This window comes from uncultured Roseibium sp., from assembly GCF_947499295.1.
In the GTDB taxonomy this organism is placed as follows: domain Bacteria; phylum Pseudomonadota; class Alphaproteobacteria; order Rhizobiales; family Stappiaceae; genus Roseibium.
In genome coordinates, this window is sequence record NZ_CANMNP010000006.1 from 222,813 (window position 1) to 236,912 (window position 14,100).

Annotated in this window: 11 protein-coding genes; 3 read left to right on the top strand and 8 right to left on the bottom strand. The window is 54.7% G+C overall.

The features are described 5' to 3' along the window. Positions 1-34: 34 nt before the first annotated feature. Positions 35-3,373: a M10 family metallopeptidase C-terminal domain-containing protein gene (locus Q0835_RS12275; RefSeq protein WP_298961505.1), complete on the bottom strand. Its 3,339-nt coding sequence runs from the start codon at positions 3,371-3,373 to the stop codon at positions 35-37. Between the two features lie 477 nt (positions 3,374-3,850). Here Q0835_RS12275 and Q0835_RS12280 point away from each other — a divergent pair, with 477 nt between their 5' ends. Further along, positions 3,851-4,150, top strand: coding sequence for an ABC transporter permease subunit (locus Q0835_RS12280; RefSeq protein WP_298961508.1), 300 nt, complete (start codon positions 3,851-3,853; stop codon positions 4,148-4,150). Between the two features lie 141 nt (positions 4,151-4,291). Then, positions 4,292-4,444, top strand: a complete 153-nt coding sequence (locus tag Q0835_RS12285; protein WP_298812891.1) for a hypothetical protein — start codon at positions 4,292-4,294, stop codon at positions 4,442-4,444. Positions 4,445-4,446: 2 nt separating this feature from the next. Here Q0835_RS12285 and Q0835_RS12290 read toward each other — a convergent pair whose 3' ends face one another. The 3 genes from Q0835_RS12290 to Q0835_RS12300 form a co-directional block, all read right to left on the bottom strand. Continuing rightward, positions 4,447-5,115, bottom strand: coding sequence for a hypothetical protein (locus Q0835_RS12290; protein ID WP_298812889.1), 669 nt, complete (start codon positions 5,113-5,115; stop codon positions 4,447-4,449). A 3-nt stretch (positions 5,116-5,118) separates the two neighbouring features. Further along, entirely contained in the window at positions 5,119-6,519 is a 1,401-nt protein-coding gene (locus tag Q0835_RS12295) for a selenium-binding protein SBP56-related protein (RefSeq protein ID WP_298961509.1), read from the bottom strand. Positions 6,520-6,602: 83 nt separating this feature from the next. Beyond that, positions 6,603-7,361 carry an IclR family transcriptional regulator gene (locus tag Q0835_RS12300; protein ID WP_298812883.1) on the bottom strand — a complete coding sequence of 253 codons (759 nt, stop codon included), beginning with the start codon at positions 7,359-7,361 and terminating at the stop codon, positions 6,603-6,605. An 88-nt stretch (positions 7,362-7,449) separates the two neighbouring features. Here Q0835_RS12300 and Q0835_RS12305 point away from each other — a divergent pair, with 88 nt between their 5' ends. Beyond that, a complete protein-coding gene (locus Q0835_RS12305; protein WP_298961512.1) occupies positions 7,450-8,562 on the top strand; it encodes an S-(hydroxymethyl)glutathione dehydrogenase/class III alcohol dehydrogenase in 1,113 nt (370 codons plus the stop codon). 202 nt (positions 8,563-8,764) lie between these two features. Here the strand turns inward: Q0835_RS12305 and Q0835_RS12310 are convergent, their stop codons facing one another. The 4 genes from Q0835_RS12310 to Q0835_RS12325 all read right to left on the bottom strand — a co-directional run bounded on the left by Q0835_RS12310 (position 8,765) and on the right by Q0835_RS12325 (position 14,092). Continuing rightward, positions 8,765-9,154, bottom strand: a complete 390-nt coding sequence (locus tag Q0835_RS12310) for a nuclear transport factor 2 family protein (protein ID WP_298812879.1) — start codon at positions 9,152-9,154, stop codon at positions 8,765-8,767. Between the two features lie 213 nt (positions 9,155-9,367). After that, on the bottom strand, positions 9,368-11,278 hold the full coding sequence (locus Q0835_RS12315) for a caspase family protein (RefSeq protein ID WP_298961515.1): 1,911 nt from the start codon (positions 11,276-11,278) through the stop codon (positions 9,368-9,370). A gap of 205 nt (positions 11,279-11,483) precedes the next feature. Next, on the bottom strand, positions 11,484-12,650 hold the full coding sequence (locus Q0835_RS12320; protein ID WP_298961518.1) for a mandelate racemase/muconate lactonizing enzyme family protein: 1,167 nt from the start codon (positions 12,648-12,650) through the stop codon (positions 11,484-11,486). Further along, the gene (locus Q0835_RS12325) at positions 12,647-14,092 is read right to left on the bottom strand and encodes an NAD-dependent succinate-semialdehyde dehydrogenase (protein ID WP_298961521.1); all 1,446 of its coding nucleotides are present in this window, start codon (positions 14,090-14,092) and stop codon (positions 12,647-12,649) included. Before Q0835_RS12325 ends, Q0835_RS12320 begins: the two co-directional genes overlap by 4 nt. Positions 14,093-14,100 lie beyond the last annotated feature (8 nt).

Below are 14,100 nucleotides of genomic sequence, written 5' to 3' on the forward strand. Positions count from 1 at the left end.
CACAGGGCGCTTGATAGCGCCCTGTTCAAATCCGTCAGACGATAACAAAGTCCTGCGCTGACAGATCCAGACCCGGGTTCAACTGCGCGAATTGCACGGCTGCAAGGTCGCCTGACCCGTCGGCGTCATAGGACAGTGTCCCATCGTCCGTATCATAGACGATGCGATCGTCGGTGTCGTAACACACGCCTGCCGCATTGGACTGAAATGCACCGATCGCAAGAAGGCCTGTGTTACCGATTTCTGAAAAGACACTGCTGTCCAGCATGAACATGTCCGCTTCAGTATCGAAGTCGCGAACCTGGTCGACATTCTCAGCTCCAAGCTCGGTCGAAAAGCGGAAAGAATCCTCACCTGCGCCGCCGACGAGGATGTCAGATCCGAGCCCCCCGTCCAGCATGTCGTCGCCTCGGCCACCAAAGAGCCTGTCATTTCCCGCTTCGCCCGGCTGGACCGGTTCCGGCGGAAATTCTACCGAAACATTGAGTTTGTAAGTGGACCCTTCCGGGATAGCTTCCGTCCAGCCATTGCCGGGCGCACTGCTGGTCCAGCTGCCTTCCAGAATGTAGTAGGTACCGGTTTCCTCGACAATGAAAACTGTGCTTGAATCCCGGTTGCTCGTGGAACCGGGATCGCCGCCTCCGTCGTCGTTTTCAGTGACCACGTCGCCATTGCTGTCCAGCAATCGAACCCAGCTGTCATGAACATTTGGATCGGCAATCCCATCGATATCGATCGTCAGGATTGTCCCGGCGGCAAGATTGATGCTGTAATATCCACCTTTCCCGTTTCCCGTGGCATTGACAGTCGTATGCAGGACAGAGGTTGAATCGAAGATGTCCGGATCTTCCGCCAAGGAGAAGTTGTTCGAAATATCGAAAGCCGTGGCGATCGAGTTGTTTGTTGCGTCTCCTCCGAGTGTGGCGTAACCGGTTCCCATGCCCGGGCGCGGAATGGCATCGCCTTGGTCGGAAAAGTCACCGAACAGGATGTCGTCACCGCCGCCACCACGAATGATGTCGTCACCGCCTTGACCGGTCAAAGTATTGGCTGATCGATCTCCTTTCAGCCGATCGTCAAACCCGGACCCAGCGAGATTTTCGATCGAAACATATGTGTCACCTTCAGAATTCCCTTTGGCCAGATTAAGCCTGACGCCGCTGGCAGCGTTGGAATAGTCTGCTGTGTCGCTGCCGGAACCGCCATTCAGCATGTCTTCACCGTCACCTCCGGTCAGCGTGTCATCGCCAGATCCGCCGGAAAGTTCGTTCGCCATTTCATTGCCGATGAGATGGTCGTCGAAGATGGAGCCGACAGCGTTTTCGACATCAACGATGATGTCATGCCGGATGGCCGTCCCGCGTCCTACAATCTGCACGGGGCCGTCTGCGTCGCCTCCCGAAGCTGTGCCACCGGCAAGATCGACCGTTACACCGCTGGAGCTTCCGGAATAGACAACGGTGTCGATCCCTGTTCCTCCGTTCATGTAATCCTGTCCGGAACCTCCGATCAGAGTGTCGTTGCCGCCCTCTCCATAAAGGATGTCGCCATCATTGCCGCCGTCCAGAATGTCATCGCCGTCTCCGCCATTGAAGTAGTCGCCACCTCCGCGGCCCCAGAAATGATTTGCTGCTGCGGTGCCAATGAACCGGTCAATGCGGTCGTCTGAACCGATCAGGTTTTCAATGCTGTCGAAAGTATCCCCGGATGCCGTGCCACCGCTGGCGACATTCGTTTCAAGATTGACGAGAAGCTGGAAGGGACTTTCCGTGCTGTAGTCGACGGTGTCGATGCCCGCGCCGCCTCGAAAAATGTCAGCGCCGTCCTGGCCCCTCAGCAGGTCGTCGCCATCGCCGCCGTCCAGTAAGTCGTCGCCCGCACCACCGACAATGGTGTCGTTTCCGGCGCCGCCATAAAGCGCGTCATTGCCGTCGTCGCTTTCCGTCTGATCTTCAAGATCTTCCACCGCAATGGTGTTGTTGATGTCGCGGCTCGCCAGCGTGTCGCGGCCGCCTATGATGAGGTCATCGCCGCCCAAGCCAAATATCGTGTCGCCGCCCGCACCGCCGTCAATGGTATTGTTGCTTTCATCACCAAACAGGATACTGGAAAGCGAACCTGCGGTTTCTGGTTGGGCTTCGTCTGCGACATCTGCTGGGGGAACGACTGAACCGTCGACATAGATAATGTTTTCGACATTCGCGATTTCGCCGACATCGAGGTCTTTCGACAGCACGATCACGGTGTCGTTGCCGCCATCTGCCTCTTCATGCACGATGTCGTCGGCGGAATCGACGAAATAGACGTCATCGCCTCCGTATCCTGCCATGCGATCGCCACCGGCGCGGCCATCCAGGACGTTGTTGCCATCATTGCCAATCAGAATGTCGTCATAGCTGCTGCCGATGCCGTTTTCGATGTAGTAGGCACTCTGATCGGCGTTGTGCCCGGCAAAGATGGAAACGTTGTTTCTATGGCCATTTACACTGGAGAATTGACCGGCTCGCAGATCAAGAATTGTTGCAGCTGTCGAGCCTGAAAAATCGATTGTGTCCTCGCCGCCTGTATCGTGGATTACAAAACCGATATCGTGCTGCATGCCCTCGGAGGTTAGCTGGTAGCCGTATTGTGTGCTGTTGTAGCCGTAGACGTTGTCTCCGGTATTCAGGTCGATCTGCTGATAGGTGCGTTCGCCATCGTCATCGACAGTCGAGAAATAGCGGCGGATCACTGCTTCAATGTCTGCAACGAGCGGCGTTGAGGCCGACCAGCGCGAGGTTTCACCGACATCAATCCCGTCGAAATAGGACATGACCGTGTATTGCTGACGGTCGTAGATCCAGGTGGCATTGTTCAGATAGTTGATCTGGACACCACCCGGGCCGCTGTAGTTATAGAGCCCGGGATGATTCAGGCTGAATTCATGACCGAATTCGTGAATGAAGCTGTCGAAGACATAGCCTCCGACATCGGTCTTGTTCGGTTCCGTGTCATGAAATCGCTGGCCGATACTGACATAGCGGTCGCTTGAAAAGGCACTGCCATCGCTTTGTTCGCCAAGTTCCGGACTGACAATCTCCATCCATTGGGTCTCGGCATCGTACGGCTCATCATCGACGATCTCGAATTTGAGAGGGGTGACGGCGGACCACATCTCCAAAGCGCCAATGGCTGCGGCTTTGTAGTCGGGATGATTGTTGAGTTCCTGAACATTTATCACAAGTGGCGCGGCTGCAATGTCCGGTGTCAGGCTGCGGGACAATGCGCCCAGGTAGTCAAGGTAGGCTTCATAATCCTCACTTTTGCCAAAAGGGTTATCCGGGGTCTGGTCGTTAATCCACCATTGTTCGCTTGCTTCGTTCGGAGTGGACATTTCGAGGTCTCCCTGCGTGACAGGCTCTGGGGTGACTATCAGTGAAGGGTTTCAAGTGGCCAATCGGGACGCAAAAAGCCATTTGCCGCCCCATCCGACGGCGCCAGTTGCAAACCTTCATCTTTTGCGAGATTCACATCATAATTCAACTATTAGTTGTATTATGATGTGATAATTACCTATACTTGCATTTGCGTTTGAGCTTTGCAAGATCAATTTTTGAGAGATGAATTTATGGATACAACTTTTAGTTTAGTCCGCTTCAGTGGCTAGCGCGTGGCGTCAATAGGGCTTTAACGGGGCGGCCGATCACGCAATGGCCCCTTGTCACGAAATTTGTGAGCAAACCTCTCGTCTATTCCCGCTGGAATGCCCGTATCTTTCCAGACCTGCATCGTTCTTCCCGCTGTGATCTCGCCAATTGCAGTCGCGACGATCTGGCGCCGGATGTACCAACGTTCTGGTGAGATCAATCAAATGCTTGATCCATTCGGTCTCAAAGCACTGGCAACATCCTCACCGGGGAGCCCTGACGTTGTCCTTTGCACCTTGGCCCTTTCCGCCCCAGTGTTCGTCTTCAAGTTCACCGCTTACTTCGTAGCCGTGCCAAAGGCACTCCAGGAAACTGCGCATATCGACGGTGTTACCGAGTCTCAGATCTATCGGCGCGTGATCATGCCTATCGCCCTGCCTGTGGTCGTCACCACGGCCTTGCCTGAGTTCTTGCGGAACTCGAACGAGCTTTTTGCTTCGGTTGCTGCTGTTGACCCAGGATGAAATGCGAACTCTGCCGGTTGGGTTGTTGAATTTTCAGGGCACAGTATCCCGCGACATGATGGGCTTTCGAGCTGCACAGTCATTGTGGCTATATCCGTCGTGCCCCTGTTTCCTTATCTCCAGCGTCACTTGGCCCGAGGCATGACTGCAAGCGACATAGAGGTTCTGTCGTGCGCTCCAGGGTTCCGGTACTTGGTCGCTGAAATGACCCTGGGTCTGATCCTGTCAGGTGTGCGCAGCGCCGTTGACGAGCATGAGCGGTTCCCGCGTGGCGTCGTTCGGGTCGATTGTTAAGGTCAATGGCCAGCGTAGGCTGAGTAGATGCCGAATGCACCGACGACGACAAGACTGAGCGCCCAGACAAGATCAAGGTTGAACCAGGTTCTTGAGAGGAACTTCAAACCCAGCCAAAGATAGATGAATAGGGCAATCAGTCCTCCGGACACCATCATGGCGAGGGTATGAACGGCTGCCACCAGAAAAGCGATTACAATATTGTTGTTCATCAGGCTTTGTGCCGCCAGATGGCCTTCATCCAGACCGCCTGCCTCGCAAATGCCGAGAAAGATCGGCACGAGCATCAGGCCAGCCCCATGCGCCATTGCCGCAAGAAACGACCAGAAGGCCAGACGGGCTGGATGGACACGTGCCAGCATTTTCGGATGTCTGCGATTGATGAGCAGGTAGACACCCATCGCGATCACCAGAAGGCCTGCGCCGATCCTTATTTCGGTTTCCCACGCGACCAGAAACAGCAATAGGGAAAACGGCAGCAAGATGCAGATCATTGCCAGGAAATGGCCTCCGGCCAGAAGCGCCAACGCCTTTGGCAGCGCTCTGTGGTCGCGTTCCATCAATGCCGCTGAAACAGCCAATGGCCATCCCATGCCAGGGTTCACGCCGTGATAGATGCCGGAAATGATGACGGCCCACCACAGGGCCGTCACCGTTGCGAGATCCGTCATGCGTCAGACCGAAGGATAGCAAAAACTGTCTGTTGAGCAGTCGCCGCCTTCAAGGCGGATCTGGTGTGCTCTCAAGCCTTTCGGAAAATCTATGTAGAATTCCCTGTCGAGTTCCAGTCCGCCGTTTTCACCGACACGTGCCATAACCATCTGGCCGCCTTCCGTCCCGGGATAGAACTGATCATCCCAGGTTGAATAAAGCGAGTTGGTCCAGTAGACGCGTTTGCCGTCACGGCTGATTTCCACCATCTGCGGGCCATAGGCGAAATCCTTGCCGTTGGGATGCTTGGCTCTCTTAGCAATGCCGCCCAATTCAACCTTGCCCGTCAAAACAGGGTTCATCGGGTCGGAAACATCATACTGATGCATTTCACCCAGACCCCAGCATGCGACGTAGAGATATTTGTCGTCGAGGCTGAGGTCGATATCGGTCACAAGGGGCGGAACAGCTTCGAAGCCCTGCAACAGCGGTGGCAGGTTTTCAGCCTTTTCTGGACGCGGATCTATGGTGATGGTTTTCTTGGATTGCCATTTTCCGTCTTCGTCGCGCCACCAGGTGAAGATTGAACCTTGCAGATTGGTGGTGTCGACGACGACGCCGCAGAACCCGTAGGACTTTGTGGGGTCGTGAGCCGGTCGGATTTCCAGTGCCATCTGGTGGTTTTCGCCAAAGTCCATTGTCTGGATGTTCTTGCGCTTGCGCAGATCCCAGAAATGGATCGAATGGCCATATTTGTTGGATAACAGGTCTTCTGGCACAACACCGTTTTCGAACTGCGGCGGCAAGCCCCATTCTGAACTGACCATGTAGTCCTGCGGAAGGTTCCACCAGAAATCATAGTGCTTGTCCTGCTTGCCCCGATCCATCTCGTACTGACCGATGATGTCGAAGGTTTCGCAGTCCATGATGAAGATACCCGGAGGTCCATCTGTGCCGTCTTCACCGCGACCGCCAAGACAGCTGACATAGATCCCCTCAGGCCCGCAGTGGATGGTGTGAGGGCGGGAGTATCCGGTCTTGGCGAACACTTCTTCGCGCTCGATTGTCTTGTGGATCTTCGCTTTCAAAGGTTCTTTGACATCTATCACATAGATACGAGAGGAACGGATGCCCGGAACAATGAGGTAGCGCCGTTCGAGAAACGCGTGACCTGAAAGCGGCGACAGAGCTGAAGAGCATGCATTCCAGCCGAAGTGATGGAATTCATCTCCTTTGTTGGGCACGATCACCTGGTGAACGATTTGCCCGTAGGTGTCGGATTCCGGATTGAGGTCAATGACGGCTATGCCGTCGGATTGCGATCCGTCGGGACTGAGCATCACCGTGAATGCATAGTTTTCGACTGGTGCCTGCATCGCCAGCTTTGGCGATGCATGGAATGTAGGATCTGGCCTGAGATTCATTCTTTCCTCCCATTTTGGTAGCAATGCCGCCATTCCGGACACGCAGTTCCAGCCCGTGACCGGGCTCAAAATCAGTGTTTTGGCTAGACCTCCGCAACGTTGCAGAGTTGAATGGCTCCACTGATCTTTTCCGATAGACCGGTCAGTTTCTGGCCGATCTCAAGTCGATAATCCTTTCCAAATCTGCGAATGGGACCCACCGCACCGACACTGAAGGTTGCGCCGATATTCCCGATCGAAACCGGTGCGGCGACGCTTGCGATGCCCAAGTCTATTTCCTGATCACAATCGGCAAATCCCCGTTTTGAAATCTCCTCAAATTCAGCCCGGAGTTCAGCTTTGGTGATCTTGGTGTGCTCGGTGTACTGCTTCATGCTGCGGGACAGAATTTCTTCCTGAAAATCGGGCTCGGCGAACGCAGCAATCGCCTTGGAGCAGGAGCAGGCATGCATCGGACGAACGCCGAGGCCTGGATGAATGAAGGCGCGCGCCGGATCGTCAGGGGTTTCCACATGGATAATTTCCACCTTGCTGTCACGGAAGCGCGCCAGAAAAACCGTTTCGTTGAATTTGGTGGCTGCGGCTTTCAATAGCGGAGCCGCGCAGCGCCGGACATCGACGTCCGATTTACCCAGCAACGCAATGCGGATCAGGCGTTCACCAACGACGTATTTTCCATCGTCGGAAGGCTGATCCAGGAGTTTCCGGTCAACCAGTGTCTGTATCAGCCTGTAGCAGGTCGGTTTGGGCAGTTCGGTTGCCTTCTGCACTTCAAGCGTTGAAACCGGACGCCCTGCGACAGCAATGATCTCCAGGAGGTTGATCAGACGTTCTAGGTGCATATTGACGGGTCTTTCTCAAATTGTAAGACTGCTTATCAAATCATGAGACAAATTTTTCTCAATGCAAGCGAATTATCGGGAGGCAGAAATGCGAACACGTGCAGCCGTGGCTCTTGAAGCAGGCAAACCGCTGGAAATTATGGAAGTTAACCTCGAAGGACCGAAAGCCGGTGAGGTGCTGGTTGAGATCAAGGCTACTGGTTTGTGCCACACCGATGAGTTCACGCGTTCGGGCGATGACCCGGAAGGCATCTTTCCAGCCATTCTGGGCCATGAAGGAGCAGGGGTGGTGGTCGAGATCGGCGAGGGAGTGACCAGTCTTGAACCAGGCGACCACGTGATCCCGCTTTACACACCCGAATGCCGGGAGTGCGAATATTGCCTCAATCCGAAGACCAACCTTTGCCAGTCGATCAGGAGCACACAGGGTCAGGGATTGCTGCCTGACGGTTCGACCCGGTTTTCCATGCTCGATGGCACGCCCATTCACCACTATATGGGATGCTCGACCTTCGCCAATCACACGGTCGTTCCCGAAATTGCTCTTGCCAAGGTTCGCAAAGACGCTCCATTCGACAAGATCTGCTACATCGGCTGTGGTGTGACGACAGGTATTGGCGCGGTGATCAACACAGCCAAAGTGGAAATCGGCTCGCGCGCGATTGTGTTTGGTCTGGGCGGTATTGGCCTCAATGTCATTCAGGGGCTACGTCTTGCCGGCGCCGACCAGATCGTCGGTGTTGATCTCAATGACGGAAAGGCAACAATGGCGAAGCACTTCGGCATGACCGATTTTGTGAACCCGTCAAAGGTCGAAGGGGATATCGTCGCGCATCTGGTGGACCTAACCGGCGGCGGTGCGGACTATACGTTCGATGCAACAGGCAATGTGATAGTGATGCGCGCTGCGCTGGAAGCGGCTCACAAGGGATGGGGTGAGAGCATCATCATTGGCGTTGCCCCCGCTGGTGCAGAAATCTCGACGCGTCCTTTCCAACTCGTGACCGGGCGGGTTTGGCGCGGGACAGCGTTTGGGGGGGCTTCGGGCCGGACAGACGTGCCGAAGATTGTCGATTGGTACATGGACGGCAAGATCGAGATCGATCCGATGATCACACACAAGCTGTCATTGGAAGAAATCAATCACGGGTTCGACCTGATGCATGAGGGCAAATCAATTCGAGCTGTTGTCGTGTTCTAGCCAGCGAACCGCCTAGAGCCAACGCCTCAGATTGCTGATCTTTGTCCCAGCCGCGCAAGCCGAAAAATTGAGGGGGCGGCTGGCGCTTTTTGGTTCGACAAGTTCAACTCCCGTCTGCGACGAGTAGCGGATTTTCAGACAGCGCGGAGTTGTGGTGTTGTTTTCCGCTGCTTCCATCTGCGAATGCAAACTATTGGCGCAGCTATTTTGACAGAGCCGCTGCCGCGGTGTCGTGGTACTCGTGCAGCTCTACGATGCAGCCGTCCTTCACCGTCCAGAACAGGGCCAGTTCGGTTTCCCGCGAAACTCCGGTATGGCGACTGGTGATTGTGAGACTGATCTGAGTTGCAGCGCGTTCGCCTGAGACGATGATATCTCTCAGGCGATAGTCGTCGATGCTCCAGTCTGACTGAATCCGGCCAATCGCTTCCCAGAATGCTGCCTTGCCTCCACAATCTGCGCAGTAAGGTGCAGTTTCCGCATTGGCATGGATGCGATAGTGAATGTCGTCATGCAACAGCGCGGATATGGCCTCGACATCCGCGCGGTTATACGACTGAATGGCGTTACGAACGACCTCTTCGGTAGTCATGAGCGCTTTCCTCCGAACGATTAAACGACCATCAGCCAGACTTTTGGCAATCCTCGCCTTGCGTTTGCGCCGTCTTTATGGTTTGGTTGTAGGAGATCATATTGCGCGCCTTCGTTAAACGAAGCAAGGTTTTCAACCTCACGTTTAGTAAGGGTATGTGGCGGCCGCGACGGTCTCGCTCGAAAAGGTCCGGATATCCACTCGCTTCTCGGACTATTGGTTGGCGTATTGAAACACTGCCATCAGCGACCCTTCGCCGATGACACCATCGATCGCGCCGGAATAGACGCCTGCTTCCTTCAATCGGTTTTGGACTTCTTTTCTGAAGCTTGCAGGGTAGGTTTTGTTCTTTTCAGGATCAACAAACCAGAATTCAGCCTCGATTTGTCCGCCTTCACGGATGGCCTTCATCGTCCAGTCGACAGCGGTCGCAGTTGTCTCGCTTTCAAATGTTCCGTCGAGATAGAACTCGGCGAGAGAACGCATTGCCAGCTGGTCTCCTTGCGCCGCAGCGTTCATAAGGAGATCCAGCGCGAATTCGGGATTTTTGTCGCCACCCTGACCCGTTGCGAGTAAATCCGCCAGGTTGATCATCGCCAGTGTTTGATCGGCATTGGTGTCGGCAAGCGCGACCTGAAACCAGTAGCGGGCACGAAAGTGATCCTGGCGAACGCCTTCACCGTGCTTGTAGGCGGTGGCAACTGAAAAGGCCGCACTGGCGTTGCCGCCTTCCGCTGCTTGCCGAAACCACTCGAATGACACCGCGTCGTCGTATTCGACCTGACGATCTTCAAGATAGATATGCCCGAGCATTTCCATCGCGTGGGTATTTCCGAGAACAGCTGCCTTTTCCAAAAGACGCAGGGTCTCGCCCGCGCGCCATTCAACCCCTTTGCCAAGGTCGTAGGCGACTGCAAGTTCAACCATGGCATCGGTATTGCCAAGTTCGGCGGACTGCCGGAATTGCTTGGCTGCTGCTGTCTCGTCGCCAGAACGATCGAGTGCACGACCGTAAATCAGCTGAAGGATATCTGAATTTGGAAACTGGGCGACAGCATCGGAACACGCATTTACCGTTGTCGACAGTTCGCCGTCATAGCCATTTTCTTCCTGAAGCATGCAGTCCTGGACATGCCTTGCTTGGGAGTTCCGGACTTCCCTGTTTTCGCGCTCTGAAAGTTCAATTTTGCTTTCCGGTGCAGTTTTGATGAGCGCCAAAGCTTCTTTGGTGAATTCACCATTGGGATAGCGTTTCAGATAGATCCTGATCAGGTCTGGTTCGTTGGCGTCTTTGACGGCATCCCAAAGCGCGGTTTCCTTGGCTGCCGATGTAAGCGCTCGGTTTCCCTGATAGTTGAAGGAAAAGTCGCCTGTCAGCGACGAGTTGCTCCAGGGAACTTGCGCGTTCTGAGTTGAATCCATAACGCGCTTTCTCACGCGTCTCATCATCCGCGCGACATCTAGATTTGGCGTCGAAATGTGATGCAAAAGTGCTTCTGAAAAAGGGCTGTTCAAACCCGCACCATCTCTCGCTACGCTTCCTGGCTCTGTTGAAAAGGCAACCAGTGTGTCAGAGCCGGCTTCCAGTGGTGCCAAGCCCAGGTCAGTTTCAACAATCTGAGCGTCTACGGAGCGGTTTGCACCGGGCATGAACCGGTTGTCTCGGCAAGCATCAATTAGGACAATCTTTGTCTTGGTCAGCTGATCCATTTCTTTCAGGACCAAATTCAAGGCAACGAGTTCAGTGTCTATTGCATTGGCTTTCTCAAGCTTCACATCCGTTGGCAGAAGGTAATTCTGTCCGGAAATCTGCATTCCATGCCCGGCATAATAGAACAGGCCAACGTCCGACCCCTTGAGCGCGTTCGAGAAGCGCTTGAGCGTCAACAGGAAGTCCTGGTGAGTGAGGTCTTGCCCATAAATCACTTCAAATCCGAGTTCGTTCAAAACAGCGCCGATATTCGTCGCATCCCGGACAGGGTTGGGCAGCCTGCCAACCGATGAATAATTCGAATTTCCAACGACCAGTGCGACCCGCTGTGCTGCGCTGGCTTGCGAAATCAAAAACGCGCAAAACAAAGAAGAAAAAAAGACGGTTTTAAGAATAACAAGAACGGAATGCATTGATGCTGCCCAACCGAAATAAAACTTAGCAAGTCGTCACACTATCACAGCACGCTTTTTCAGACAGCAAGCGGGGGTCGACAACCAAATTCGACAGGAAAGTTTTTGCCTTCACCGACTGGATAACGGTTGGCCACCTGGGCTGAGCCGGTGCCGATACGTCCCGAATATTTGACCTTTTAGGTTGATTTTTAAGACGATACCTTTAGTCGACTTCATATTTGGCAATGAAATCGCGGTCCGGTTCCACGCCGAGACCCGGGCGGTCGGGGATCGTCACAAATCCACCACTCGCACAGACCTCTTCCTGTATGCGCAATGGCTCTACCAGCAGGGCGTCCCGGAACTTGTTATCGGTCGTGTCGAACTCGAGCATCGGTTCCCATGGGTTCAGACCTCCCGGAAGTGGCGGCATAGCCGCGAGAAGCTGAAGGTTGACGGCAACGGCAATGGCCGAACCCCAGACATGGTTGATGACGGGGGTGAAGTGGGCGTGGCAAAGGGTCAGAACGCGCAGATATTCGCTGACGCCGCCCATTGCACACACCTCCGGCTGGGCTATGTCCAATCCCCGGTTTTCCAGGATTTGGCGCCAGCCCCATCGATTGAATTCAGCTTCACCGCCGGAAATGTTGACCTTCAGTCCGGCCCGCAGCTCCCGGTAACCGTCCAGATCCTCGGGAGCGACAGGCTCCTCGAACCAATAGGCCCCAAGTTCATCCAGGGCTCTGCCGACATAAAACGCGTCGGACGTCGTGTAGCAGTGATTGGCATCGACCATGAATTTGCCACGGCCATCGACCCCTCTGGCAACTGCCTCGCAGAGCCGAACGTCTTCCTTCGGGCCAAGACCGGATTTCATCTTTGCCGCGACAAATCCCTTGTCCATGATTTCAGCTGCTTCGGCCCTGAAACGCGCAACATGCTCATCGACGTTCTCGCGTTTGAGCATCATGCCGTAGCCATAGACCTGGACTCGCTTTCGATGAGCCCCTCCAATCAGTTTGTGCAGTGGAAGTCCCGCCACTTTGCCGGCTATGTCCCAAAGGGCGATATCAACACCGGAGAGCGCTTGAATGGGCATGCCTTTCTGGCCGTGATCCCGCAAAAGATTGTAGACCTTATGCCAGATGACATCCCGATCGAGCGCGTCGTCGCCGAGGATCATCGGCTGAATCACCTTTTCGACGATCCCCTTGTTTGCAAGGGCGACATTGCCTGGCCCGAAACATTCACCCCAGCCGGTAATGCCTTCATCCGTCTCCACTTCAACCAGGTGGGCACTGCGTTTGGCATAGAATTGTTGAGAGTAACCGAGTTCTTCCGGCAAATCGTATTGCAGAACGTGGCTGGTGACGCGGGTGATTTTCATGCTGCACCTCTCTCAAGCGCGCGCGTGACCCGTTTAAGAACGAGGTAGTCATTCAGCGCCAAACCGGAGCAGTCATGGCCAATGCCCGATTGGCCAATACCGCCATGTGGCAGATCGATATCGTATTTCACGCCATTGATCTGTATCTCGCCGTAGCGCAGGCCAGCGGCATATCGTTCCGCCTTTGCCAGATCTTGCGTGAAAATATAGGCCGTCAGGCCGCCATCGTCGCAGTCGTTGGCAGTTTCCAAGAGGCCGTCTTCGCTGTGAAACGGGATCAGACTGACGATCGGCCCGAAGGTTTCCTGGCGATAGACATCCATCGTCTCGCGCACATTTGCCAGCACCGTCGGAGCCAGGAAATGGCCTCGGCTCAGTTCTGCCGGCCGGTCGCCACCGGCAAGCAGGTCTGCTCCGTCTGAAACGGCATCGTCGATGAGTTTCTTGATCCGTTTCCAGGCTTTCGCATTGACCAGGGGACCCGTTGTGATGTCTGCATCGCGGTCCCATCCTGTCTTGGCCTTTTGTGCTCGTTCAACAACTTTCTCCGTGAATTCTTCAAGAACGGTGGCTTCGACGAACACCCTGTTCGGTGAGACACAAATCTGTCCGGCGTTGCTGAACTTGACGCCGCATATAATGTCTGCCGCCTGTTCCAGATCCGCATCGGCAAACACAAGGACCGGTGCATTTCCGCCAAGCTCCATGGAATAACGTTTGATCGTCGTTGCGCCGGTTCGCATGATGTGACGCCCGGTCGCGGTCGAGCCGATCAACGTGATGACTGCCGGGATTGGAGACGCTGAAAGGGCATCGGCAGCTTCATAACTGTCTGTTGCCAGGATCTGTACAACCCCGGCCGGAAGCCCAATTCCGGCACAAAGTTCACCAACCGCATAGGCGGATATCGGCGTATCGTTTGAGGGGCGGATAATGATCGGACAACCGGCTGCCATCGCAGGTCCGATCTTGAAAGCAAGGTTGAGCAGCGGAAAGTTCCAGGCAAGGAAAGCGACGGCAACACCCGCAGCTTCGTGAACCATCGTATGCGTGTGGGTGCCTGCACGATCTGCAAGGCCGTAATCGTGAAAGCGGACAATTTCTTCGGAATAGAACTGGAGAGAGTTCTTGAGACTGTCGAAGTCTTCCTGGGTGCTCGCCCAGGGTTTTCCGAGCTCATGGTGGATGTAGGTTCGTAGATAATCTTCGTGCTGGATGACTTCATTGCGAAGTTTTGCCATCCATTGCTGGCGTTCGAAGATGGATGTTCTCGACCATGAAGGAAAAGCGTTTCGAGCGTTTTCGAGTGCGCGCTGCACATCTTCACGCCCGGCAGCGGCTACAGTGGCGACTGGTTCCTCCGTCGCAGGATTGGCGACTTCAATAGTGCCATGCCCTTCAACCAGAGCACCACCCAGATACATTTTGCTCGGGAAATTCATATGCGGCC